The sequence below is a fragment of the Halopseudomonas maritima genome, from assembly GCF_021545785.1.
In the GTDB taxonomy this organism is placed as follows: Bacteria; Pseudomonadota; Gammaproteobacteria; order Pseudomonadales; family Pseudomonadaceae; genus Halopseudomonas; species Halopseudomonas maritima.
The window spans coordinates 2,542,954-2,567,719 of sequence record NZ_CP079801.1; the positions used below are offsets into that span (position 1 = coordinate 2,542,954).

General features: G+C 63.1%; 23 protein-coding genes. 9 read left to right on the forward strand and 14 right to left on the reverse strand.

Going from position 1 to position 24,766, the window contains the following annotated elements:
* Nucleotides 1-31 precede the first annotated feature (31 nt).
* A complete protein-coding gene (locus tag HV822_RS11695) occupies nucleotides 32-493 on the reverse strand; it encodes a carboxymuconolactone decarboxylase family protein (RefSeq protein ID WP_238870195.1) in 462 nt (153 codons plus the stop codon).
* Between the two features lie 105 nt (nucleotides 494-598).
* Between HV822_RS11695 and HV822_RS11700 the strand changes: the two genes are divergently transcribed.
* Together HV822_RS11700 and HV822_RS11705 are read left to right on the forward strand one after the other, a co-directional pair.
* Nucleotides 599-1,492, forward strand: a complete 894-nt coding sequence (locus HV822_RS11700) for an AraC family transcriptional regulator (protein ID WP_238870197.1) — start codon at nucleotides 599-601, stop codon at nucleotides 1,490-1,492.
* Nucleotides 1,493-1,509: 17 nt separating this feature from the next.
* Nucleotides 1,510-1,716, forward strand: a complete 207-nt coding sequence (locus HV822_RS11705) for a cupin domain-containing protein (RefSeq protein ID WP_238870199.1) — start codon at nucleotides 1,510-1,512, stop codon at nucleotides 1,714-1,716.
* On the opposite strand, the gene HV822_RS11710 is transcribed toward HV822_RS11705, so the two are convergent.
* Nucleotides 1,695-2,405: a pseudouridine synthase gene (locus HV822_RS11710; RefSeq protein ID WP_238870201.1), complete on the reverse strand. Its 711-nt coding sequence runs from the start codon at nucleotides 2,403-2,405 to the stop codon at nucleotides 1,695-1,697. The two genes, HV822_RS11705 and HV822_RS11710, sit on opposite strands and share 22 nt — an antisense overlap.
* A 26-nt stretch (nucleotides 2,406-2,431) precedes the next feature.
* Nucleotides 2,432-3,364 carry a sterol desaturase family protein gene (locus HV822_RS11715; protein WP_238870203.1) on the reverse strand — a complete coding sequence of 311 codons (933 nt, stop codon included), beginning with the start codon at nucleotides 3,362-3,364 and terminating at the stop codon, nucleotides 2,432-2,434.
* Between the two features lie 107 nt (nucleotides 3,365-3,471).
* Here HV822_RS11715 and HV822_RS11720 point away from each other — a divergent pair, with 107 nt between their 5' ends.
* From HV822_RS11720 to HV822_RS11750, 7 genes are all read left to right on the forward strand, one after another.
* Nucleotides 3,472-4,467, forward strand: a complete 996-nt coding sequence (locus HV822_RS11720; protein ID WP_238870205.1) for a helix-turn-helix transcriptional regulator — start codon at nucleotides 3,472-3,474, stop codon at nucleotides 4,465-4,467.
* Nucleotides 4,468-4,562: 95 nt separating this feature from the next.
* A complete protein-coding gene (locus HV822_RS11725; RefSeq protein WP_238870207.1) occupies nucleotides 4,563-6,128 on the forward strand; it encodes a sensor histidine kinase in 1,566 nt (521 codons plus the stop codon).
* Nucleotide 6,129: 1 nt separating this feature from the next.
* Complete coding sequence (locus tag HV822_RS11730) at nucleotides 6,130-6,510, forward strand: MmcQ/YjbR family DNA-binding protein (protein WP_238870209.1); 381 nt, start codon at nucleotides 6,130-6,132, stop codon at nucleotides 6,508-6,510.
* On the forward strand, nucleotides 6,507-6,977 hold the full coding sequence (locus tag HV822_RS11735; RefSeq protein WP_238870211.1) for a GNAT family N-acetyltransferase: 471 nt from the start codon (nucleotides 6,507-6,509) through the stop codon (nucleotides 6,975-6,977). Before HV822_RS11730 ends, HV822_RS11735 begins: the two co-directional genes overlap by 4 nt.
* A 182-nt stretch (nucleotides 6,978-7,159) precedes the next feature.
* Complete coding sequence (locus HV822_RS11740) at nucleotides 7,160-7,651, forward strand: CPCC family cysteine-rich protein (protein ID WP_238870213.1); 492 nt, start codon at nucleotides 7,160-7,162, stop codon at nucleotides 7,649-7,651.
* A gap of 78 nt (nucleotides 7,652-7,729) precedes the next feature.
* The gene (locus HV822_RS11745; protein WP_238870214.1) at nucleotides 7,730-8,158 is read left to right on the forward strand and encodes a hypothetical protein; all 429 of its coding nucleotides are present in this window, start codon (nucleotides 7,730-7,732) and stop codon (nucleotides 8,156-8,158) included.
* A 56-nt stretch (nucleotides 8,159-8,214) separates the two neighbouring features.
* Entirely contained in the window at nucleotides 8,215-8,895 is a 681-nt protein-coding gene (locus tag HV822_RS11750; protein ID WP_238870216.1) for an MOSC domain-containing protein, read from the forward strand.
* Here HV822_RS11750 and HV822_RS11755 read toward each other — a convergent pair.
* The 11 genes from HV822_RS11755 to HV822_RS11805 form a co-directional block, all read right to left on the reverse strand.
* Complete coding sequence (locus HV822_RS11755; RefSeq protein ID WP_238870218.1) at nucleotides 8,875-10,953, reverse strand: enoyl-CoA hydratase-related protein; 2,079 nt, start codon at nucleotides 10,951-10,953, stop codon at nucleotides 8,875-8,877. The two genes, HV822_RS11750 and HV822_RS11755, sit on opposite strands and share 21 nt — an antisense overlap.
* The gene (locus HV822_RS11760) at nucleotides 10,950-12,014 is read right to left on the reverse strand and encodes an acetyl-CoA C-acetyltransferase (protein ID WP_238870220.1); all 1,065 of its coding nucleotides are present in this window, start codon (nucleotides 12,012-12,014) and stop codon (nucleotides 10,950-10,952) included. The genes HV822_RS11755 and HV822_RS11760 overlap by 4 nt, the downstream gene beginning before the upstream one ends.
* A gap of 175 nt (nucleotides 12,015-12,189) precedes the next feature.
* Nucleotides 12,190-13,371 carry an acetyl-CoA C-acetyltransferase gene (locus tag HV822_RS11765; RefSeq protein WP_238870222.1) on the reverse strand — a complete coding sequence of 394 codons (1,182 nt, stop codon included), beginning with the start codon at nucleotides 13,369-13,371 and terminating at the stop codon, nucleotides 12,190-12,192.
* Between the two features lie 117 nt (nucleotides 13,372-13,488).
* Nucleotides 13,489-15,429, reverse strand: a complete 1,941-nt coding sequence (gene acs, locus HV822_RS11770; protein WP_238870224.1) for an acetate--CoA ligase — start codon at nucleotides 15,427-15,429, stop codon at nucleotides 13,489-13,491.
* Between the two features lie 216 nt (nucleotides 15,430-15,645).
* On the reverse strand, nucleotides 15,646-16,497 hold the full coding sequence (panC, locus tag HV822_RS11775) for a pantoate--beta-alanine ligase (protein ID WP_238870226.1): 852 nt from the start codon (nucleotides 16,495-16,497) through the stop codon (nucleotides 15,646-15,648).
* Between the two features lie 4 nt (nucleotides 16,498-16,501).
* On the reverse strand, nucleotides 16,502-17,296 hold the full coding sequence (panB, locus tag HV822_RS11780) for a 3-methyl-2-oxobutanoate hydroxymethyltransferase (RefSeq protein ID WP_238870229.1): 795 nt from the start codon (nucleotides 17,294-17,296) through the stop codon (nucleotides 16,502-16,504).
* A gap of 163 nt (nucleotides 17,297-17,459) precedes the next feature.
* Nucleotides 17,460-17,990 (reverse strand): 2-amino-4-hydroxy-6-hydroxymethyldihydropteridine diphosphokinase, encoded by a 531-nt coding sequence (folK, locus tag HV822_RS11785; protein WP_238870230.1) that lies wholly within the window; start codon nucleotides 17,988-17,990, stop codon nucleotides 17,460-17,462.
* A complete protein-coding gene (locus tag HV822_RS11790; protein WP_238870232.1) occupies nucleotides 17,990-19,360 on the reverse strand; it encodes a polynucleotide adenylyltransferase PcnB in 1,371 nt (456 codons plus the stop codon). The genes folK and HV822_RS11790 overlap by 1 nt, the downstream gene beginning before the upstream one ends.
* Before the next feature lie 813 nt (nucleotides 19,361-20,173).
* Nucleotides 20,174-21,601 carry a sigma-54-dependent transcriptional regulator gene (locus HV822_RS11795; protein WP_238870234.1) on the reverse strand — a complete coding sequence of 476 codons (1,428 nt, stop codon included), beginning with the start codon at nucleotides 21,599-21,601 and terminating at the stop codon, nucleotides 20,174-20,176.
* A gap of 34 nt (nucleotides 21,602-21,635) precedes the next feature.
* Nucleotides 21,636-24,587 (reverse strand): sensor histidine kinase, encoded by a 2,952-nt coding sequence (locus tag HV822_RS11800; RefSeq protein ID WP_238870236.1) that lies wholly within the window; start codon nucleotides 24,585-24,587, stop codon nucleotides 21,636-21,638.
* On the reverse strand, nucleotides 24,571-24,747 hold the full coding sequence (locus tag HV822_RS11805; protein ID WP_090475058.1) for a hypothetical protein: 177 nt from the start codon (nucleotides 24,745-24,747) through the stop codon (nucleotides 24,571-24,573). The genes HV822_RS11800 and HV822_RS11805 overlap by 17 nt, the downstream gene beginning before the upstream one ends.
* Nucleotides 24,748-24,766 lie beyond the last annotated feature (19 nt).

Sequence of the window (24,766 nt, forward strand, 5' to 3'; positions counted from 1 at the left end):
ACACTGTCAATTAGCTCGTATGCATTGCTGGTCAAGCGGGAGAGTAGCTGCCCACCTTTGGCTCGAAGGCGACGCCAAAGCGGTTCCAGGCATTGATCGCGCAGATGGCCAACGTGAGATCGCTGAGTTCGCGATCATTGAACTGGGCGTGCACCTGCTCGAACAGCGTTTGAGTCACCGAGCCCGGCGTCAGGCGGGTTAGCGCCTCGGTCCAGCTCAGGGCGGCGCGTTCACGCGGGTCAAAGAACGGGGTTTCGTGCCAGGCGCTGAGGGCGTAGATGCGCTGCTCCGTTTCACCAAGCGCTCGCGCGTCCTTGCTGTGCATGTCCAGGCAGTAGGCGCATTGATTGAGTTGTGAGGCGCGGATCTTGACCAGTTCAAGCAAGCGCTTGGGCAGCTTGTTTTCTCCTGTGGCCTCCTTGTTCAGGTAGCCCTCCAGCTCGATCATGGCGCGTGCTGCGCCTGGTGCTGCAGTGAAGTAGTCGACTCGCATGGTGGTTCTCCAACGGTTGAATGAGAGCCGAATCTATCCGTGCCTGCACCGACGGTATTGTAGATTTCCGACCTGTGCTGCGCGGTGCTTTGCTATTCTGCGGCCATGACCTCGCCCCTTGCTCATCAGTTGAACCCGCCCGCCTGGCAGCGCAGCCTGGCCGGTTTCGGCTATCGCCAGATGGTGCCGACCAAGGTGCTCGCGCCCTATGTGCAGCACTATTGGGAGCTGTTGTTGCCAGCCGGCCAGGGGATGGAACATCGGGAGTTGTTGCACCCCGATGGTGGCTCCTCGTTGTTGTTTCAGTTGCAGGGGCATTTGAGCGTTGATGCCCAGGCGGCGCAGCAAGGCGTTATCTTCAACCCTGCTGCTGCGCGGTCTGGCGAGCTGGTGCTGGAGCCGGGCGTGCAGGTGTTTGCTGTGCGCTTTCATCCGGGCATGGGCGCCGTGTTCTGGCGCGCTGCTGCCAGTGACTTTGCCAGCGAACTGATGGGGCGCGACTGCGCTCAATACCTGCGTTTTGACTTGCCTGCAGTGACTGAACAACTGCACATGGCGGCGGATATGCAGGCCCGCGTCGCCTTGCTTGAAACGGCGCTGTGCGGCGCGCTGGCGCAGGGAGCTCGCGTGAGCAGCGCGTTGCCGCAGGCACTGGAGCGTTTGCGCGAGGGCCGAGGTCAGCAGCCACTGCTACAAACCTTGGCCAGCAGCGGGTTGGGCCAGCGTCAGCTGGAGCGGCTGTGCAAGCGCTATCTGGGACTGACGGCCAAGCAGTACAGCCGCTTGCATCGCGTCGCCTACAGCCGCGAGCTGTTGAAGCGATGCAACCCTGACCCGCTGGCGGAGGTGGCTTACCAGGCGGGCTATGCCGATCAGGCGCACTTCAGCCATGATTTTAAAGCCGTGGTTGGCGTGACGCCGGGTCAGTACCTGCGCCGCGTGCAGGCGCGCTATCACGATGTTGAGGGTGGCGATGCCCAGATTGTTCATCGGGCTTGAACTGCCGGCTGCACAGTGTGGCCGAGCGCTATGTGACCGAGGCGGGCGAGGGTATGGTCGAATTGGGCGAAGAGGCACTACAGCGATTATCAGCGGGAGATGTGGTGGTGATTCCGGCTGGCTGCCCGCAGCGTATCCGCTGTGTTGGTGAGCAGCAGCTGGTGTTTCTGGCGATCTGCACGCCGCGCTTTGAGCCCGGCTGCTATGAGGATCTGGAGGCCTGATCGACCGAGGCAATCTCGGTAACCGTCAGCGCGCGGTATTGCCCTGGCCGCAACGCAGGGTCCAGGCGAATTGCGCCCATGCTCTCGCGATGCAGTGACACCACCTGGTTGCCGACAGCGTGGAACATGCGCTTGATCTGATGATAGCGACCTTCATAGATGGTCAGCCGGCACGCGTATTCGCCCAACTGCTCAAGCTGCGCGGGCGAGGTGGTCAACTGCTCGGTGGTCATGTAAATCCCGGCGGCGAAACGCTCAGCCGTTGCGCTGCTGATGGGGCGCAGGGTGGTGACCCGGTAAGTCTTTGGCAGTTTCACCTTTGGCTCGGTCAGGCGCCGCGACCAGCTGCCGTCGTTGGTCAGAATCAGCAAGCCGCTGGAGCCGCGATCCAGCCGCCCGCCGATGTGCAATTCAGTGCGTAGTTCCGGTGCAAACAGCTCCAGCACGGTAGCGTGCTGCGGGTCGCTGGTTGCGCTCAGGTAACCAACTGGCTTGTGCAGCATGAAGAACAGCGCCGGGCGGTCCTGCAGCTGCTCCCCATCAAGATGGATCGCAACAAACTGATCGACCTCAAAGCGCGGGTCGCAGACACGCACACCGGCGACCGTCACCCGCCCACTGGCGATCAGCAGGCGTGCGGCCTGTCGACTGTGCGGGGTGTTGTTGCTGATAAAGCGGTCGAGTTTCATGGCCGCGGAGTATACCGCGTCTGCGGTCAGTCCTTGTGTTCAGGCCGCTCCCATTCTGGCGGTCGCCACAGGTGCTGCAGGCGTTGGCCGAGCGGTCCCGGCTTGCGGATGTCACGGGCAATGTCGCGGTACTCGTGCAACCAGTTCACCAGCAGACTGTTGCTGTAGACCGGCCGGGTGATGCCGTACTCGATTGGCTGATCGGCGCGCTCGCTGGTAAAGGTGTCGAACAGTCGATCAAAGACGATAAACACGCCGCCGTAGTTGGTGTCGATGTAACCCGGATTGCGGGCGTGATGCACCCGGTGGTGGTTGGGCGTGTTGAACAGGTACTCGATCGCCGGGTGCAGCTTGCCAACCAGTGTGGTGTGGATGAAAAACTGATACACCAGTGACAGCGCATAGCACACGCCAATCCACACCGGGTTGAAGCCCAGCAGCGACAGCGGCACATAGAACAGCCAGCCACCATTGAAGATGTTGGTTGCGTTCTGGCGCATGGCGGTGGAGAAATTCATGCGCTCGCTGGAGTGATGTGTCACATGCGCGGCCCAGAACCAGCGTACCCGGTGCGAGCTGCGATGCATCCAGTAGAAGCAGAGGTCGGTCAGCACCCAGAGCGCCAGTGCGCTGGTCAGCGTCAGCGGAATATCGAACAGCCGGTGTTGATAGGCCAGCGCGTGCACCGGAAAGGCGATCAGCCCGGCAAACAGCAGTTCGGTGGTTTGGTAGCCTGCGCCCAGCATGAAATTGCGGACGGACTCGCGAGCGTCGACCAGTCGAGGATCATGGCGGATACGCAGATACTCCCAGGCAAACAGACCAATGAACAGCGGCGTAGCGAGGACAAAAATCAATTGCCTGGCATCCAGCGCCAGCCAGGCCGGCATAGCCTGTAGCAGCGTTGGCAGGCCGCTGGCGTCGTAGGTGTGTTGCAGGGCGTCGAACAGGGCATTCATGGGCGCAGGGTTCTGGCTGAGTTTTTCTTAGCTTGCCGTGCTTTGGTACTTGCATATTGACCATTTCTGCCGCACTTTTGACTTAATACGCCAAGTTGAGAGGATGCATGGCCGTACCTGCACGAGTGACCGGGGCCTGGATGCAACTGCTCAGTGACTGGCTCGATGCCGAGCAGCTGGCCGCGCCCAGCTTGCGTCTGGTTCTGGACAGCCGGCGTCCTGCCGAGCCTGTGCCGCTTGCCCTTTGGCAACAACTGCTGGCGCAGGCCGTCAAGCTGGCACCCCGGCAGGTGGCGCCCGCGCTGCACATTGGCGCCGGCGCCCAGCCCCGGCATGCGGGCCTGCTGGGCTACCTCAGCCTGGCTTGCGCCACCTTGGCCGAGGCGCTGCTGGCTTATCAGCGCTATGAGCAATTGCTGTACGGCGAGCGCTTGGTTGTAGTGCGGCAGCATGATGAGCAGCTGTGGTTGACCTGGCCTGCCAGCGCCTCGACCGGCTGTTTGGCCGATACCGTGGCTATCTCTGCATTGTGGCGGATGCTGCAGCGGCTGTTGCCTGAAGCTCGCCTGTCGCAGGTCAGTTTTGTACATGCCGCGCCCGCGGCAGCTGAAATCCAGGCGGCCGAGGATTACTTTGGGTGCCCGGTTGGTTACGCTGCGCAGGAAACGGCGGTCGTATTACCCTTGGCTTTGTTGCATCGACAATTACCGCATAGCGACCCTGCCATGCGGCAAATGCTGGACCGCCAGGCCAAAACCTTGTTGCTGGCGCTGCCGGGCGGCGATGCCTTCGACCGCGCCCTGCAGCAGGGCATGCTACGCCGACTGCCGGACGGAGATCTGACCCTGGCGCTATTGGCTGAAGACTTGCACCTGTCAGTGCGCAGCCTGCAGCGTCGGTTGCAGGCGCGGGGACTAAACTGGCGGCAGTTGCTGGATCGCACCCGGCAACAGTTGGCGCGCCAATATCTGGCCGATCCGACCTTGCAGCTGGGAGAGATTGCCCTGCTGCTCGGATTTTCCGAGCAGAGTGCTTTTAATCGCGCCTGTCGGCGCTGGACCGGAACGACGCCGGCGCGACTGCGCCGCAACGATGCAGAGTAATCGATGGAGCAGGAGAATCTGAAGATGCCGCAGCCTTTACTACAGCCGGTCGGGCCGCTGGTTTGGCAGCGATTGCGCCGTTTGGACCCAAGCCAATGCGCATGACGGTGCCGTCTGCCTATCGCGGACTGGTGGTCATCCTGCTGCTGGTGCTACTGCTGGGCAGCCTGCTGATCGAGCTGGGGGTTCGGGAGTCGGCAAGGCTTGATTACGAGCGCAGCGAGCATGCTTTGCTCAGTCGGGCAGCCGATGTGCGCAGTAGTTTGGAAACCCGCTTGTACGACGGTATCTATCTGAGCCGTGGCTTGGTGTACTACCTGCAGAGCCAGGAGGGTATAACTGACCCGCAGCGCATCCGCCAGTGGATGAGCAGCATGCTGGCCGACACCGACTACGTGCGCAATATCGGGGTGGCTCCAGATAATCGCATTGCGCTGATCTATCCGCTAGCCGGCAACGAAGCGGCCCTCGGTTTTGACTATGCGCGCTCCCCCGAGCAGTGGGAGGAGGTGTTGCGCATGATGGAGCGGCGCGAAGCCGTTCTGGCGGGGCCCCTGCCGCTGGTGCAGGGCGGTACTGGCTTGATACACCGCGCCCCGGTCTACCTGGAGGGCAGCTACTGGGGGCTGGTGAGCTCGGTGATGGATGCCGATGTGCTGCTGGGGGTGCTGGACGAGGAGCCGCGCTGGCGTGATTTGCGCCTGCAGTTGCAAACCCGGGAGCCTGACGGCCAGGTGCGGGTTATCTGGGGCCCCGCCTTGGTGGAGGGGCAGCCAAGTGCGCGCCTGGATATCGAATTGCCAGGGGTTGTCTGGCAGTTGGTGGTGCAGAGTCAGACGCTTGATTCCAGTGCTGGCGTCTCGCGCTGGCTGCTGTATGGCGGCCTGTTGCTGGTATTGGCGTTGCTGGGGTTTACCCTCGGAAATGCCATCCGTCAGCAGCGCGAGCGCGAGGCGGCGCGGCGTGAGAACGAGCGCATCAAGAACGAATTCGTGTCCACTGTCAGCCACGAGCTGCGCACCCCGCTGACCAGCATTCTCGGCACCCTCGGCCTGCTCGATGGCGGCGCGCTGGGTACCTTACCGGCCAACGGTCAGCAACTGGTGGCTGTGGCGCGGCGCAACGGTGAGCACCTGTTGCGCCTGATCAATGACCTGCTGGATATCGACAAGATCGCGGCCGGACAACTGCGACTGAATATGCAGACTGCGCAGCTGGAAGATCTGCTGCAGGCCGCATTGCATGAGCATCAGGGCTATGCGGCGCAGCGTCAGGTGCGTTGGCGCTACCAAAATCCGTATCCGCAGGCGCAGATTGTGGCTGACGCGACCCGCTTCAAGCAGGTCATGGATAACCTGCTGTCCAACGCGGTGAAGTTTTCGCCGCAGGGCAGCGAGGTGAGCGTCAGTGTGACACTGGACGAGCGTGCTGACTGCTGGTGTATCAGTGTGGCCGATCAGGGTGAGGGTATCCCGCCGGCGTTCCAGAACAAGGTGTTCGATCGTTTTACCCAAGCCGACAGCTCCAGTCAGCGGCGCAGCGGCGGTACCGGGCTGGGGCTGGCGATCAGCCGGGGCCTGGTCGAACGGATGGGCGGGCAGATTGGCTTTGTTTCCTCTGCCGCCGGCACCCGTTTCTATCTCCTTATGCCCAGAGGGTGAGATGCAGATACAGCAATGGCTGATGGCCAAACCTGAAGCGCAGCTGGACTATCCGTTCGGGCCTGACCCGGCGGTATTCAAGGTGCAGGGCAAGATATTTGCGCTGTTGTTTCGCCAGGGCGATACCGACTGCGTGAATTTGAAATGCGACCCGCAGCAGGCCATCGGTTTGCGAGACCTGTTTGCGGCGGTCACGCCCGGTTATCACATGAACAAGCGTCACTGGAACACGGTGAAACTGGACGGCTCGGTGCCCGACGGCGAGCTGCAGCGGATGCTGGATCATTCCTACACGCTGGTGGTGCGCGGCCTGCGGCTTGCCCAGCGTCGTGGCCTGGAGGCGCGTTACGGGCGCAGCGCCTTGTATGGCAGCGAGGCGTGACAAGCCTGCGACCTGCCTGCTCTGCGGACTTTGATGCGTGCATTGCGGTATTCCAACAAGCTGTTGAGCAACTCACGGAGGCGCACTACGACGCTGCCCAGCGCCGCGCCTGGGCTCCGCCGACGCCTGATCGCGCCGCTTGGCACACGCGGTTGGCAGGTTTGCAGCTGTGGCTAGTGGAGGGCGAGCAGCAGGTATTGGGGTTTATCGGCTATGAACTGAGCGGCCACATCGATTTGCTGTATTGCGCACCGCAGGCTGCCCGCCAGGGTGTTGCCACTGAGTTGTACAGGCATGCCGAGCAGTTGCTGAGCCAAGCCGGTGTGCGCCGCGTATGGACCGAGGCCAGCCTGGTTGCTGTGCCGTTCTTCGAGTGTCAGGGGTTTGTCCTGCGGGCTCGTCAGCTGGTGCAGCGTGATGGTGTCGGCCTGCTACGCTGTGACATGGACAAGGTGCTCGCCGGGTAGAAGACACCCACCGCTGTTGGCTGATCAGGGCAATGCGGCCTGACGGTGGCTCTCTGGTACCTGTCTTGTGAACCATGAATCGATAGCACAGGGGAGGGCGCGCGGTGCACAGGGAGCAAGCAAAACAGCAATTGGCCAGGTTACAGCTGGCCTCACTAGGTACGCAGGAACGCAGCGAGCGCGTGGCCTTCTGGTTTTTTTGTGGTTTCAACGAGGCTGATCCGCAGTTGGCGGACGTGCCCCCGGCGCTGCGCCAACAGGTGTGCCGGGGCGTGGAGCCGCCCGACCCGCAGGCCAGCAGCCTGGACCCGCTGGTGCTGGTGAGTCTGGTCGAGGACCTCTACGGTGTGACCAACAGCTACCTGCAGCAGGCTCTGGAGCAACACGGTGCTGAGGCAGAGGAGGTGACCGGCGAGCCGGAAACCATGTACCCCTGCCCCTGCTGCGGTTATCTGAGCCTGAGCAGCAGTTGCAGCTATGAAATCTGCCCGGTGTGCTTTTGGGAGGATTGTGGCGTGCGAGACCCCAACACGCTGAGTGGCCCCAACCAACTGACCCTGGCTGTTGCGCGGCAAAACGTACTGGATTTCGGCGCCTGTGACCTGGTGTCGGTAGAACGGGTCGACAGGCGTGCGCGTGAGCGCTACCTTGCTCCGCAGACCGGCGCCGAGTGAGGCGTCACCAGATGCCAGGTGAACCATGGCCAGCACGTTGAGCTTTCTCCCCCTGTTGTTTCTGTTGGTGCCGGGCCTGTGAGCGAGAGCCCGCTGCGCCGTTTGCTGCGCTCGCCGCGCCGGGTCTTTCTGCTGGAGGCGGTGGTGTGCTTTGGGCCGCTGGTGATTCTGCTTGGGTTGGGCCTGCTGCAGCTGCCACTGGTATTTGCCGAGGATCAGCCGCAGGGCGCTGCGTGGCTGTTCAGCGGGCTGCTGCTGGGCGGCTTTTGCGGTTTGTGGGGCGTCAGTCAGTTGGTGCTGCGTGTTGTTCAGCCGCAGCGGCAGGTGGGGCCACCGCGCGCCATCGTGCTGATGCTGCTGGTGGGAATCGGCTGCCTGCTGGGTTTTTACTGGCGCTGGCAATTGAGCCCCTCGGCCACCCTGATGCTGGTCGTGCTGCCGTTGCTGGGTAGTGCGCACTTTCTGTTTCTGGCGCGTGATTATCTGGTGCGGCGCCCGCGTGCTTGACAGTCAGCGAGTAAATCCGGTCGACTGCAGTATCGCCGTCACCTTTGAGCCATGCCATGAATCAGCCCCGCTCTGTCAGCCTGTTGTCCATTAATGCCGCCGAAGCCCAACCACTGAAAATCGGTGATCGCAGCGCCCGTACCGGGCATTTCAAGCAGCCGCTGGCCGGTCCGGTATTTATCGACCAGACGGGGGTGCCCGGCGATTTTATTGGCGACCTCAAGCACCACGGCGGGCCTGATCAGGCTGTGTATCTGTATAGCCAGGAGGATATCGACTGGTGGAGTGCTGAGCTGCAGCGCCCGCTGGCGCCAGGCTTCTTTGGCGAAAACCTGACCCTGTCCCATTGGTGGCCGGCGCTGCGCGTTGGTGATCGGTTGCGCATTGGTGAGCTGCTGCTGGAAATCACCGCGCCGCGTATTCCTTGCTCCACGCTGGCGGCGCGGGTGGGCGACAACCGCTTTGCCAAGGCCTTTGTGCGGGCTGAGCGTTGTGGCGCCTATGCGCGCGTGTTGTCCGCAGCTGAGGTCAGCGTTGGTCAGGAGGTAACCGTACTGGCGGGTGACGCGGTGTTCCCGACGATCAACGAGGTCTTTCGTTACTGCCACAGCAAGGGCCTGAATCCGACCTTTCTGCGGCAACTGCTGGCCGCGCCGCTGGCCGAGAAGATGCGCACTGAAATGCAGGCCAAACTGGCCAAGGCCGAGCAGCAGACCTCACCCTTGCCCGGCTTCTGAGTCCTCGACTGGCATCCAGCCTGGGTCGGGCGCAAAGCGCGGGCCCTGGCTTTCGCTCAAGTCTTGCAGGCGGGTCATCAGCGCGGCGTGCCCGCAGCTTCGGGCATAGCGCAGCGGGCCGCCGCGAAAGGCCGGGAAGTGACCTGACAGCGTTAGGGCCGCATCCAGCAGCTCGTCGTCGGCTACGATGCCCTGGCGACAGGCGCGCACTGCGCTGTTGAGCAGTACCAGCAACATGCGATCTCCCTCTTCGGCCGGCAGGCGTGCAGGCTTGCGTCCCGGCAGTGGCCAGCGTCTCGGCTGGCGCGGGCGGATGCGCTCGCGCCCTTGCGCCACCCAGTTGCGCAGCAGGGCCGGCGGCTCTGCCAGCGGGGTGTCACGTTCCGCGTGCAACTGGTTGAACAGGTGCAGGCTGTCCGCCAACCCCCAGTCATCCAGCAATGCCAGCGGTCCTTTGCTGAAACCAAAATCCAGCGCGGCCTGATCAATGGCACTGGCCTCATGGCCTTCTTCCAGCAGCAGCAGGGCTTCCAGCAGCATGGGGGCCAGTACCCGGCGCAGCAGCAAGCCGGGTTGGCTGCTTACCGGCACCGGCAGGCAGGCCAGTTGGCCCAGCAGTTGCCGCGCGTGCTGCTGGCTGATAGTGCGCCCGGTGCTGTGACTGGCCAGCTCGACCAGTGCGCCGCGCTGCACCGGCCCGGCAAAACGCACACCCAGCAGGCGGCCTGCGTCGCCAAGGGCGCTACGCAACGGCTCTAAAGCGTCGTGCAGGCTGAGCAGCAGGGCTTGCGGCCGCATGCGCGCCTCCAGCCGAGCCAGTGTGGCGCGGCGTGTTTCAAGGTCTCCGGTTTGCGCGTCGATCAGCGCGTCGGCCTGGGCGGCGCCGTGATGGTCGGGGTCAAAGATCAATTGATCCAGCGCGGCCTGCAGGTCAGTGGTACCCGCCAAGTGGCGGATACAGCGGCTCATCGCCTGCTGATCGCCGATGCTTACGCGTAACCCGCGCTGGGCTGCCAGTGCCGCCAGTTCGACACCCACCTGGCTGTCGCCGAGCAGGTGCACATGGCTGGCCCGGCGCCTCGGGTCGGTTGCCCCCTGTGCTTTCAGGCGCTGGCGCAGGAAGAATAGCTGAATCAGGTTGCCGGTGGTGCTGCTGGCCAGTAGGCGAGCAAAGGAGTAAATCTCACGATGCAGCATCAGGTCCGGCTTGCCGCCGTGACGGCGCCAGAGGTCGATGAGGGCGCTCGGGGCGGGGTAGTGGGCCGGGTCAACCAGTGCGTCGGCGCGTCGCTGCAGGCCCATGGCGGCCAGGCGGCGCACCCAGTCCAGGCGATAGGGGCGAGCGCGCAGGTTGCGACGCTGCAGCGTCAGGCGACCGTTGACGGCATCGTCGATCAGCGCGGGCAGGGCATGTTCCGCCGCCACGCTGTCCAGCAGCCCGGCCTGCATCGCCGCATCGGCCTTGAGTGGCTTGCCGCTGAGCATCATGCGCATGGCCAGTAGCGGATCAACCAGATCCGGCAGGCGGGCGGTGGCACCGAGGCCCGGATGCAGGCCGACCAGAATCTCTGGCAGGCCAAGACGTGCGTCCGGTGCGGCCAGGCGCATGTCGCAGCACAGGGCCAGCTCCAGGCCGCCGCCAAGGGTGTCGCCATGTACCACGGCCAACGTCGGGCAGGGCAGGTCAATCAGTTGCTGGGCCAACAGGTGCGCGTCGACCAATTGGCGCACGGCGTCGGCCTCGTTGTCGACTGCGGCAAAGTCGTGCAGGTCGGCGCCCAGGCAAAAGCTCGCAGGCTTGGCCGAACGCAGCACCAGGGCGCGGGGCATTTCACGCCGCAGGCTGGCAAGTACATCACCGAGTTCACGCAGTGCGGCGCTACCCAGCAGGTTGGCGGCTTGCCCTTGCTGGTCGAACAGCAACCAGGCGACATCGCTGTCGTCACGCCGCAGGCGCCAGTGCTGCCACTGTCCCTCGTTGGGCTGCTCCAGGTCTTGCTGGCGGAAGGGACCGTAGCAGCGTTCGCGCTGCAGCAGGTCGTCGAGTGCGTCCTTCATGCCTGCACCTCCTCTGCGCGGGTCAGCAGCCAGGCCTGGGCCTGATCAGTTGCTTGCTGTTCACACACCACCGCCAGGCCAAGGGCATGGCGCTGCAGTGTGTCGGCCTGTTGCAGCAGTTGCCGGCAGCCGCCGCTGACAGGCAGCGTGCCGAGTGCCAGGCTGCCGCCCAGCGGGTTCAGGCTGGTCGGGTCCAGGCGGCCTATGGGCTGTTCCAGCTCCAGCTGGCGCTGACAAAAACGCGCATCCTGCCAGGCCGCCAGATTGGCGAGTAGTGCTAGTGCTGGCGTGTCGGGCAGCTCCCACAGGTCGATATCATTCAGGCTAAGCTGCTGCGTCTGCAGCAGTCTGGTACTGGCCAGCAGGGGGGCCAGGCTGGGGTAGGCTGCCGGGGCCCTGGCTTGTGCCTGGCTGCTGAGCATGGCCAGCGGGCGCCGCTTGAGTCGCGCGCAGCCTTGGGCGGACGCCAGCAGCAGGGCGCAGGCGCCGCTGTCAGGCGCAGGCTGATCGGCGTCGTACACCTCGCCCTGACGGTCGAACAGGCTGATGCGGTAGGGGCTGAACAGGCCGCTTTGCTCCGCTTCGCTGTGACGCTGACGGCAGGCTTGGACGTAGGCTTGAGCGTCTTCCTCGGCCAGCTCAAACAGCGCGGCCAACCGCTTGGCTGATTCGGCAAGCGGGGTGTCGCTGCTTTTGCTGGCGGCGTCGCTGGCGACAACCAGCACCAGATCGGCATCGCCGCTGCGAATCTGCTGGCTGGCCCGGGTGACCGCTTCGAGCCCCTGTGAGCACTGCTGCAGCGGGGGGTGGCTGCTCAGGCGCAGGCGTTCGCGGACCGCACCTACTGGCTGGCTGGCGCTGGTGGCCAGCACTATGCCGTCCAATGCTCCCGTGCTCAGACCGCAGCGCAGCAGCAAGGCGCTGACGCTTTGCAGCGCCAGGTCCAGTGCACTGAAGCCGGCCTGCTCTCGGCTGGCGCTAGTGAGGCCGGGGCTGCGGGTGCCGGCTAGCAGGTAGGCGCCGGGCGACAGGGTGATGGGTGGGCTGTTCTGGCTGTCCATGCGAGGCTCGCAAATTGAAGTGGCACGGGAGCGCACCTGCGGCAGGTGCTGCGCAGGCTATGACCGGTGTGCGGGCGGTCAGTTCAACAGTGTAGGGTAGTGTAGGGCAGTGCAGGTGCTTGCGAGCAAGCAATGCAGCGACGCCGGGCGGCGCCGCTGCAGGGGAGGAGGGCGATCAGTCGCGGGCCAGCGCCAAGGCGACGCCCTGGCCGCCGCCAATGCACAGGGTCGCCAGCCCCTTCTTGGCGTCGCGGCGCAGCATTTCGTGCAGCAGGGTGACCAGTACGCGGCAGCCGGAAGCGCCGATGGGGTGGCCCAGGGCGATGGCACCGCCGTTGACGTTGACCTTGTCGGCATCCCACTTGAGCTCTTTGCCGACAGCCAGCGCTTGTGCGGCAAAGGCTTCGTTGGCTTCGATCAGATCCAGATCGGCAACCTGCCAGCCGGCCTTGGCCAGGCAGCGCTGGGTCGCCGAGACCGGGCCGATGCCCATGATGGCCGGGTCAACGCCTGCGTTGGCGTAGGACGCCACACGGGCCAGTACCGGAAGACCCAGTTCGGCGGCCTTGCTGGCGCTCATCATCAGCACTGCGGCGGCGCCGTCGTTCAGGCTGGAGGCGTTGCCCGCGGTGACGCTGCCGTCTTTCTTGAATGCAGGCTTGAGGCCGCCCAGGCTCTCGGCGGTGGTGCCGGCGCGTGGCTGCTCGTCCTGGGTGATCAGCACGGCATCACCCTTGCGCTGGGGAATACTGACCGGGGTGATTTCCTGGTCGAACACGCCGGCGTCACGGGCGGCGACCGCCTTCTGCTGGGAAGCCGCAGCAAAGGCGTCCTGTTGCTCACGAGTGATACCGTACTTGTCGACCAGGTTCTCGGCGGTGATGCCCATGTGGTAGTTGTTGAACGCGTCCCACAGGCCGTCCTGAATCATGGTGTCGATCATCTGGCCGTGGCCCATGCGTTGACCAGTGCGGGAGGTGGGGATGATGTGTGGCGACAGGCTCATGGACTCCTGGCCGCCGGCGATCATGACGTCGGCGTCGCCACAGCGAATGGCCTGGGCAGCCAGATGCAGTGCCTTTAGGCCAGAGCCACAAACCTTGTTCAGAGTGAGTGCCGGAACGCTGTGCGGCAGACCCGCGTGGATGGCAGCCTGGCGAGCGGGGTTTTGGCCGCAGCCAGCGGTGAGTACCTGGCCGAAGATGACCTCGTCGACCGATGCCGGGTCAATTTTGGTGTCGTCCAGCAAGCGGCGGATGACGGTGGCGCCCAATTCGTGGGCGGGCACCTTGGCAAACTGGCCCCCGAAACTGCCGATGGCGGTACGGGTGGCGGCGACAATCACGACCTCTTGCATGAACAGACTCCTCTACACAGGCACTATTTTTCGAGTGCACAAGCATAGAGGGGTGCTGTAGTCAGAACAAGCTGTCTCGACACTGGTACAGCCGGGCGGCTGTACCAGTGCCTGATCTCAGGCGTGAGCGATGCGGTTGCTGATCAAATCCTGCACGACGCTGGGGTCGGCCAGGGTCGAGGTATCGCCCAGGCTATCCAGCTCGTTGCAGGCGATCTTGCGCAGGATGCGGCGCATGATCTTGCCCGAGCGGGTTTTCGGCAGCCCCGGCGCCCATTGCATGAACTCGGGGCGGGCAAAGGCGCCGACCTGATCGGCGACAAAGGCTTTCAGTTCCTTGACCAGCTCCTCGCTCGGCTCGACACCGTTCATCGGCGTGACGTAGACGTAGATACACTGGCCCTTGATGTCGTGCGGGCAGCCCACCACGGCCGCTTCGGCCACGGCGTCGTGCAGCACCAGGGCGCTTTCTACCTCGGCGGTGCCGATGCGGTGGCCGGAGACGTTGAGTACGTCGTCCACGCGACCGGTGATCCAGTAGAAGCCGTCTTCATCGCGGCGTGCACCATCGCCGGTGAAGTAGACGTCCTTGTAGGTACTGAAGTAGGTGTCGACCAGGCGCTGGTGGTCGCCATAGACCGTGCGGATCTGGCTGGGCCAGGAGCGTTTGATAACCAGGTTGCCGCTGGTGGCGCCGTCCAGTTCGTTGCCTTCCGGATCGTACAGCGCTGGCTCCACACCAAAGAACGGGCGGGTTGCCGAGCCGGGCTTCAGGGTGGTGCTGCCCGGCAGCGGGGTGATCATGGCGGCGCCGGTTTCGGTTTGCCACCAGGTATCGACAATCGGGCAGCGCTGCTCACCAACCACGTGGTAGTACCATTCCCAGGCCTCCGGGTTGATCGGCTCGCCGACGGTGCCCAGCAGGCGCAGGCTGGCACGTGAGGACGACTCAACCGGCGCGTTGCCCTTGGCCATCAGCGCGCGCAGGGCGGTAGGGGCGGTGTAGAAGATGTTGACCTGGTGCTTGTCGATTACCTGCCAGCAACGCGAGGCGTCCGGGTAGGTCGGTACACCTTCGAACAGTACGGTGGTGGCACGGTTGCACAGCGGGCCGTAGACGATGTACGAGTGACCGGTGATCCAGCCGACATCGGCAGTACACCAGTAGACTTCACCCGGTACGTAGTCGAACACATAGTGGTGGGTCATCGCAGCCATCAGCAGGTAGCCGCCGGTGGTGTGCAGCACGCCCTTGGGCTTGCCGGTGGAGCCGGAGGTGTACAGGATGAACAGTGGGTCTTCGCTGTCCATGGGCTCCGGCGGGCAATCGGCGCTGACACCCGCGATGGCCTCGTCGTACCAGATGTCACGGCCTTCGCTCCAGGCTACCTCGGCGCCGGTGCGTCGGACGGTGATCACAGTGTGTACGTTGGGGCACTCCTGCAGCGCCTTCTCGACGTTTACCTTGAGTGGCACGCGCTTGCCACCGCGCACGCTTTCGTCAGCGGTGATCACGGTCTGGCAGTCGGCATCGAGAATGCGGTCGCGCACCGCGTCCGGAGAGAAACCACCAAAGACCACCGAATGCACCGCGCCAATGCGTGCGCAGGCCAGCATGGCGTAGGCGGCTTCTGGAATCATCGGCATGTAGAGGCACACCCGGTCGCCTTTCTTCACACCGCGCGCCTTGAGCACATTGGCCAGGCGGCTGACTTTCTCGTGCAGCTGGTTGTAGCTGATGCGCTGGTCTTCGCTCGGGTCGTCGCCTTCCCAGATGATCGCCGTCTCTTCGCCGTGCTCGGCCAGGTGACGGTCGATGCAGTTGACGCTGACATTCAGCTTGCCGTCGATAAACCAGGCGGCCTGACCCTTGCCAAGGTCGCTCTCGTGTACCTTGCTCCAGCGCTTGTCCCAGGTCAGGAAGCGTTCGGCCTGCTCGGCCCAGAACTGGTCCGGCTGCTCCAGTGACTGCTTGTACATGCGTTGATAGCCGGCGTCGTCCAGGTGCGTGTGCGCACGTGCGGACTCGGACACCTTATGGTTTTCGATTGCGTACATGGGAATTCCCCTCTTGTTATTGAATCAGGCAGTCTCTCGCCAGCCGGGTCTGGTGTGCTGCGGCAGAGTCCGGACCGGCAAGGGCGCAGGGCGTTGCCGGTCAGTTTAGGTCATTTAGCGTCGGCCATTGGAGGGGGGCAAGACAACCCTTCTTTGGTATGAGAGGGGGCTGTCAAAACGGCGGTAGCGCAGGCGGGGGCTGCTGCACTCAGCCGCTCAGGGGCGGCTGAATTCGAGGTTGTCGATCAGGCGGGTCGTGCCCAGATAGGCGGCTGCCAGCACCACCAGCTCGGTGCTGGCATCGTGCGCTGGTGCCAGGTCGGTAGCGTCGCGCAGGTCCAGGTAGTCCGGTCGCAGCCCCGCTTCGCTGAGGCGCTGGCTGGCTTCGTTGATGAGCTGGGCGTAGTCCGTACGGCCGCCCTGCACGGCGCTGGCGATCTGTTGCAGAGTCTGCTGCAGGCGCGGGGCAATGGCCCGCTGCTCTGCGCTCAGGTAGCCGTTGCGCGAGGACAGCGCCAGACCGTCTTCGGCGCGCACGGTGGGATGGCCCATGATCTGTACCGGCAGGCTGAGGTCCTGCGCCATCTTGCGAATCACAGCCAGCTGCTGGTAGTCCTTCTGGCCGAACACCGCGACATCTGGCCCAACAATGTTGAGCAGTTTGCCGACCACGGTTGCCACGCCTTCAAAATGACCCGGACGGCTGGCGCCGCACAGGCCTTCGGAGACCACGGGCACGCTGATGCGGGTGTGGCCGTCCATGCCGTCGGGGTACATTTCGTTGGCGTTGGGGGCAAATACCAGGTGGGCGCCGACTTCCAGCAGCTTTTTCTGGTCTTCAGCCAGGGTGCGCGGGTAGCTTTCCAGGTCTTCGCCGGGGCCGAATTGCATCGGGTTGACGAAGATGCTGACCACCACGTAATCGGTGCGCTGCAGAGCCTTTTCCACCAGCGCGACGTGACCAGCGTGCAGGTTGCCCATGGTGGGCACCAGACCAATGCGCTTGCCTTCCTGGCGGGCACGACCAACCGCAGCGCGCACTTGCGCAATGGTATGCAGGGTGTTCATGGGTTTAGAACTCGTGTTCGGCTGCTGGAAATTCGACCTTTTTGACCGCCTCGACATAGGCGCGGATTGCCGCCGGGATATCGGGCTGGCCGGCCATGAAGTTTTTCACGAAGCGCGGTACGCGTCCACTGAGCGAGAGCCCCAGCATGTCGTGTACCACCAGAACCTGACCGTCGGTGCCGCTGCCGGCACCAATGCCGATGACCGGCACCTTGACCGCTGCGGTGATGGCGTTGGCCAGCGCCGGCGGTACGCATTCGAGCAGCAGCATGGCGGCGCCGGCAGCTTCCAACGCCTTGGCGTCTTCGATCATCGCGCGGGCCTGAGCTTCGTCACGGCCTTGTACCTTGAAGCCACCCAGGACATTGACTGTCTGCGGCGTCAGGCCCATGTGGGCGCAGACCGGAATACCGTTACGGCTCAGCACCTCAATGCTCTCAGCCAGCCAGCGACCGCCCTCCAGTTTGACCATATGGGCACCGGCCTGCATCAGCGCGGTGCTGTTGGTCAGAGCCTGCTCCAGGGTGGCGTAGGCCATGAACGGCAGGTCGGCCATGATCAGCGCGCCCTTGTTGCCGCGTTTGACCGCAGCGGTGTGGTACGCCATGTCGGCAACACTGACCGGCAGGGTGCTGTCGTGCCCCTGCAGGACCATGCCGAGGGAATCGCCAATCAGCATTACCTCGACGCCGGCCTCACTTTCAACGTGGGCGAAGGTGGCGTCGTAGGCTGTCAGACAAACGATCTTTTCGCCGCTTTGCTTGAGCTTGTTCAGTGTGGTCAGAGTAACGTCAGGCATGGCTGTTTCCAGTGGGTGGCCTTTGCTGTGGGCGGCTGCAGCTGCAGCGGCGCCGTTGAATCCGCACTCTCGCGCTGGGTGGCTGCAGCGAGAGTATAGCCTTGGTAAGGCAACTGTCCGCCAGAGCTGGGGTAGAGCCCTGCCGGAATCGGCATCCTACGTGTCAGTCATGGGGTGTCAAGTCTGATCGCGCATCAGGCTGTTGTATAAAAAAGGGCAATGTCTGCAGATCACCGCGCGGGCAGTTCTCGAGCAAACTGACCAGCTGCACACCGTCCGGCATCTGCAACTGCGGAGCAATCTCGGCCAGCGGGTAGAGCACGAAGGCGCGGGCGTGCATGTGGTAATGCGGAATCTGCAGACGCGGGCTGTTTATCACCTGTTTGTCGTACAGCAGGATGTCCAGGTCCAGGGTGCGGGGCCCCCAGCGCTCGGCCTTGCGCACACGCCCGTGCTCCTGTTCGATGCGTTGCAGCTGATCGAGCAGTGCTTCGGGCTCAAGGCTGGTCTGCAGGGCGACCACGGCGTTGACGTAAGACGGCTGATCCTGCGGGCCCATGGGGGCGCTGCGGTACAGTGACGAGCACGCCAGCAGCTCGCTGTCGGCTAGCTCGTTCATGGCCTGGCAGGCAGCGCGCAACTGGGCAACCGGGTCGCCCTGATTGCTGCCCAGTGCGACGTAGACGAGTGGCATCAGGCGTTGGATTGCGGTTTGCGTGGTTTGCGGCGCGAGCGAGAGCGGTTGCGTTTGCCTCCGCTCTTGGGCGCGTCGCCCAGCTCACGAATCATCTGCCTGCGCTGATCGGCGTTGGCATCCTGATACTGGGTCCACCAGGCGCCCAGGCCGTCGGTTTGTTCGCCAGCTTCTTCACGCAACAGCAGGAAGTCGTAGGCGGCTCGGAAACGCGGGTGCTCCAGCAGCTGGTCCGCGCGTCGGCCACTGCGTCGTTCCAGTCGCGGCTGCATGTCCCAGATCTCGCGCATGGGGATGCTGAAACGCTTGGGTATGGCGGTGTGCAGGCATTGTTCGGCCAGCAGCTCGTGGGCCGCCTGCTGGTAAGCAGGAATTGGCGGAATGCCTTGCTCTTCCAGCGCGGCAACCCGCGCCGGCAGCGCCGGCCAGAGGAAGGCCGCGAACAGGAAGGCGGGGGTGACCGGCTTGTCCTGGGCAATACGCGCATCGGTGTTGTCGAGCGCCTTGCGTACCAGCCGCAATGTGTATTCGGGGTTGTCGAGAATGGCCTCGTCGGTATCCGGGAACAGTGGGGCCAGCAGGTCGTACTGGTACAGCAGATCAAAGGTGGCCTTGCCCTGGCCGCTCATCAGCAGTTTCAGTGACTCATCGAACAGGCGCGCAGCAGGAATGTCATGCAGCAGCGGCGCCAGTGTCTCGATGGGGGCGGCAGTGTGTTGCTCGATCTCGAAATCCAGCTTGGCAGCAAAGCGGATGGCCCGCAGCATGCGTACCGGGTCTTCCTGATAACGCTGCTCGGGGTGGCCGATCAGACGGATCAGGCGGTTGCGAATGTCGTGCACGCCGTGGGCAAAATCGTGAATCTGGCCGGTACTGACGTCGAAGTAGAGGGCATTAATGGTGAAGTCGCGACGCTGGGCATCTTGCTCAAAGGTGCCATAGACATTGTCGCGCAGCAGTCGGCCGGACTCGCTCTGGCGTGACTGTTCTTCCGATACTTGCGTTTCGTGATTGGCGCGGAAGGTGGCTACTTCGATGATCTCGCGGCCAAAATGCACGTGTACCAGCTTGAAACGGCGGCCGATCAGGCGCGCGTTGCGGAAGGTGGCTCGCACCTGTTCGGGGGTGGCGCTGGTGGCAACGTCAAAGTCCTTTGGCGTGATATCCAGCATCAGGTCGCGCACGCAGCCGCCGACCAGAAAGGCCTCAAAGCCTGCCTGCTGCAGTTTTTCCACAACGCTTACCGCGTGTCGACTCAGGCGTTCGCGCCGCACCTGATGCTGACTGGCGGGAATGACAGACGGGGTGGTGCGTCGGCGTTGGGGGAGGCCGAAGGGAGAGGGCATTTTCTGCAACAGCTTTCGAATCATAGATGGTGGCGGTTCCGGCGCCATGCGGTGATGCGGCCTGGGTGTCAGTTGGCAGGCGTGCTCACGGCGGCGCAAGGTGAGTGGGCCGGGTCGGCGATATGCCTGGCCTGGCGCGCAGGTGGCGAGAGGCCACGGTTGTCGAGCATTCTAGCTTGATTTGTTAACAAAGGTAAGAAAGGGGGGATGTTGCGTAGGTAAGGAAAGCTCAAGGGGAGTAGGGCACTCCCCCTAATGGTTTTTTATTTTTGTTTTTATGAGAGCTATTCTTTTTTTGTTCGAAGCGGCAAATGCCGCTTTCCGACTGACCCATCTCGGGTTGTCAAAACCAAACGGATTGCTTTGGAAGCTTAGGTTCAGAGCGGCCTGCGTATGGCTTTGGATGGCGGGTTGCTTGGGCAACTTTTATTCTTCTTCATCCAAGTGAGCGTCCTGCTCGCGATCTGACTGCTATTCTCCAAAAAAATCAGTTTGCTGCGTCTCTCACGTCTTGTTTTTATTGTGTGTGGAGTCGAATGTTATTTTTGTTATGTGTTTTGGTTTTTATTGTTGTTGTGCCAGATATAAAGCATTTGGCGTGCCAACTTTTTAAAAGCCTTTAAAAACAGTGACTTATGTTTTTTGGTGCGTTTGTGAGGGAGTGTTACCCCGGGATGTGTTACCCCAATTGGGGGTAAGTGTTACCTCGGTGGCTGGTTGGGGTAACAGTTTTGCGGGAACTTTAGCGGTAACAGGTAACACATGCTCAAGGATGGGGTGTTACAGGCTGGCAGGGGTGCCGGGTGTCGGCCGTCCCCTGCCGTTGCAAGGAGGGGATCAGGTACTGGCGGTTTTCTTGCGCGGGATGCCCAGGCGTTGACGGCGCTCCCACAGGCACTTGCGGCTGATGCCTAGCTTGTGCGCCAGCTGGGTTTCGGTCATGTGGTCCTGGTGCTCCAGCACAAAGTGCTGGAAGTAGTCCTCCAGCGACAGGTCTTCTGCCGGCTCCTGGCCTGGCGTGACGTCGTTCTGCATGGTCTGCAGGGCGTTGGCGGCTTCGGAGGCACGCTCTATCTCTGCATCCAGCTCAATGCCCAGCAGGTCGGCGGTGATTTCGTCGTGGTCACAGAGAATGGCCGAGCGCTCAATGGCGTTTTCCAGCTCACGCACGTTGCCGGGCCAGCTGTAGGCCAGAATCGCCTGCTCGGCATCCTTGCTGAAGTGCAAGCCTTCCATATTCATGTTGCCTGCGGCGCGTTGCAGCAAGGCCTCTGCGATCAGCATCACGTCGCGGCCACGCTCGCGCAGCGGTGGCAGGCGCAGCTCGATCACGTTCAGGCGGTAGTAAAGGTCTTCGCGGAACAGGCCCTGACGCGCCATGGTCTTGAGGTCGCGGTGGGTTGCCGCCACCAGACGCACATCGACCTTTTGCGATTGCACCGAGCCAACCCGGCGGATCTCGCCTTCCTGTAGCACGCGCAGCAGGCGCGCCTGCGCTTCGAGCGGCAGTTCGCCGATTTCGTCGAGGAACAGGGTGCCGCCGTCGGCGGCCTCAACCAGACCGGTGCGGTTGCTGGTGGCGCCGGTAAAGGATCCCTTCTCGTGACCAAATAGCTCGGACTCGATCAGGGTTTCCGGGATGGCGGCGCAGTTGACCGAAATCAGTGGTGCCTTGGCGCGCTGTGACTGTTCATGCATGGCCCGGGCTACCAGCTCCTTGCCGGTGCCAGATTCACCTTGAATCAGCACGGTGGAGTCGGTGGGGGCGACCTTGCGAATGCGCTTGAACAGCGTGAGCATGGTGTCGCAGCCGCCAATAATGCCCATCTGCTTGCGAATGTCTTCGTCCGCAGCGGCTTGCGGCGCCTGCTTGCCAGCGGGTTGTTCGGGCGCGGCAGCTTGCTGCTTGCGTTCGCTGCCGCTGGCAATGATGCGTTGCACGGTTTCGACCATTTCGTCGTGGTCGAAGGGCTTGGCAATGTAATCGACCGCGCCCAGCTTCATCGAGTCAACAGCCGAGCGCAGGCTGGCGTAGCTGGTCATGATCAGCACCGGCGTGTTGGCGGCGCGGCGTATCAGCTCGGTGCCGGGCTCGCCCGGCAGGCGCAGGTCGCTGATGATGAGATCAAAGCTGTCCAGGTTGTGACGCTCGCAGGCCTCGCTGACCGATCCGGCTTCCGCTACCTGGTAGTGGTGGCGCTCCAGCAGCCGCTTGAGTGCCGTGCGGATGATGGCTTCGTCTTCAACAACCAGAATGTCTGACATAGTTACCTCGTGCGTGACGGCGCCCTAATACAGCTCAGGCAGGGGCGCCGTTAGCGCTCATACTGTAGCGCGGCAATGTAATGGTGAAGCGGGTGCCGCGCTGGTTTGTCTGGTCGACCGGGCTGTCGATGGTAATCTGCCCATAATGCTCTTCGATGATGGAGTAGACCAGTGCCAATCCGAGCCCGGTGCCTGTCCCTGGTTCCTTGGTGGTGAAGAAGGGCTCGAACAGGCGATCCTTGATGTCCTTGTCGATGCCGCTGCCCTGATCTTCAACCTGCAGCAGCACCTGATGCTCGTTTTCCTGACTGGCGATGGTGATGCTGTCGCCGCTCTTGCTCGCGTCCCGCGCGTTGCCGAGCAGGTTGATCAGCACTTGTACCAAGCGTTGCGCGTCGCCGGCTACCAGGTGCTCGGGTCGGCACAGGTTAACATACTTGACCTCCGGCCCCTGGCGGTTGAGCGAGAGCAGGTGAATAGCCTCGTTGGTACAGGCCGCCAGGTCGACCGGCTCGTTGGGGTTGTGATGGCGGCTGCCCACATGGGCGAAGTTGACCAGCGACTGTACGATGCGCGAGACCCGACGGGTCTGGTCGAGAATCTGCTCGCTGGCTTCACGTGCCTCGGGCTGTTCCGACTCATCGCGCAGGTTTTGCGCCAGGCAGGCGATCCCGGTGATTGGGTTGCCGATCTCATGCGCGACCCCGGCGGCCAGGCGGCCAATGGAGGCCAGGCGCTCGGAGTGCATCAACTCCTCTTCCAGCATTTGGGTTTCGGTTTGATCCTCGATCAGCAGCACCAGGCCGCTGCTGCCGACGTAGCCGGGCTCGTCGATGGCGGCCTTGTGCAGGCTGAGCCACTGGGTGTGGCCGTTGATACTGAGCTTCTGTTTATGCAGGTGGGCGGACTGATCTTCGACAAAGCGCTCCAGCAACTCGCGCCAGGGTTCGGGCAGGCTGCCCAGGCGAGAGCCGATCACGCTGTCGGCTTCGATGCCGGTGAGTGCCTGCATGGCGCGGTTCCACATCAGGATTTCGCTGTCCTGCCCCAGTGAGCAAACGCCCATTGGCAGGTCCTGCAGGGTCTGGCGGTGGTAGCGCCGCAGGGCGTCCAGTTCAGCAGCCAGGCCGGTCAGGCGGCTGTGGTAATCCTCCAGCCGGTTTTCGATGAAGTGAATGTCTTCGGTCATGTAACCGTCGCGACCCATCTTGAACGGCAGGAAGGTCTCGATGATGTCCTGCGCGACCGAGGGGCCCATCAGGCCGGACAGGTTGGCCTCCAGACGGTCACGCAGGCGACGCAGGGCGTAAGGGCGGCGCTCGTCAAAGGGCAGCTTGAGATCACGTAGTGCCTGCTCGACTTCGTACTGTGCGGTCTTGTTACCGAGTGGTTTGGCCAGCTGTTGGGCGAACTCCTGTGGCGAGGACGCCATCAGCTGCATGCGTTGGGGGCGGCTGACGTTGTCGACCGAGCAGGCCTCGGCCGCGCTTTGCTCCTCGCTGGAGCGCTGGGTGAACAGGGAGATCACGGCCAGCACCAGCACGTTGGCAGCCAGCGAGCTGATCGCCGCCAGATGCCAGGTGTCTGCGTTGAAGGCCAGTGTCATGCCGAACAGTTGCAGGCCCGGCAGCTCGGTCACCAGCGGCAGCAGCAGGGTAATACTCCAGACCAGCATGCCGGCCATCACCCCGCCGATAAAGCCGCGCCGGTTGGCCTGCGGCCAGTAGAGTACCGACAGGGTGCCGGGCAAGAACTGCACCGTGGCAACGAAGGACGCGATACCCAGGTTGGCCAGATCCTGCTCGGCGCCGAGCAGCCGGTAAAAGCCATAGCCCGCCATGATGATGGCGGCAATCAGGGTACGCCGGGTCCATAGCAGCCAGCGGTAGATGTTGTTGTCGGCGCTGGGCTGATACAGCGGCAGCACCACATGGTTGAGCACCATGCCCGATAGCGCCAGGGTAATAACAATGATCAGGCCGCTGGCTGCCGATAAACCGCCAACAAAAGCCAATAGCGGCAGCCAGTCGGAGCCGGCTGCGACCCCAAGGCCGAGGGAGAAGTACTCCGGGTTGGTGCGCACGCCCAGGTGCAGGCCAGCCCAGAGAATCGGTGGCACCGCCAGACTCATCAGCAGCAGGAACAGCGGCAGCCCCCAGCTGGCTGTGCCCAGGGCGCGTGGGTTGAGGTTCTCGGTAAAGGCCATGTGATACATGTGCGGCATCACAAAGGCGGCGGAAAAGAACACCAGCAGCAGCGTCCGCCAGGGGCCTTCCTGCAGCGGGGTATGCAGGGTGATCAGCGCTTCCTGGTTGTTGTTCAGCCACAACTGCAAACCCTGCGGGCCGTCGAATACCACATACAAGGCATACAGTCCGATAGCGGCGATGGCGACCAGTTTGACCACCGATTCGAAGGCAATCGCCATCACCAGACCTTCATGCTTCTCCCGGGCCGAGATATGGCGTGCACCGAACAGAATGGCAAACAGGATAATCAGCACGCAGAAGCCAAGGGCTACGGTGCCCTGGCCGGATTCGTCGGTCAGGATTTGCACCGAGTCGGCCACTGCCTGGATCTGCAGGGCCAGCAGCGGCAGCACACCCACCAGCATGAACAGCGTGGTGAGCGTGCCCGCCCAGGTGCTGCGGAAGCGAAAGGCAAAGAGGTCGGCCAGAGACGATAGCTGGTAAGTGCGGGTAATGCGCAGGATCGGGTTCAGCAGCACAGGTGCTAGCAGAAAGGCGCCACACACGCCCAGGTAGTAGGTCAGAAACCCGTACCCGTACTGGTAGGCCAGCCCGACCGTGCCATAAAACGCCCAGGCGCTGGCGTACACGCCAAGCGAGAGGGTGTAGACCGCAGGGTGGCGCAGCAAGCGGCGTGGAACGTGCCCGTTCTCAGTGGCCCAGGCCACGCCGAACAGCAGGATCAGGTAGACAATGCTGATCAGCAGCAGCTGACTCAGCTCAAAGCTCATCGGCATCTTTCGGGCTCTGTAGCAGCATGCCGGCGATGATCAGAATCAGCCATAGCACGTAGGGGCGGTACCAGGCACCCTGGGGTTCTATCCACCAGTCCATGATGGCCGGGGAGAACAGGTAGATGCCGATGACCAGCAGCAATACCAGGCGATAGATATACATGGGTGTCCGTCATCTGGGT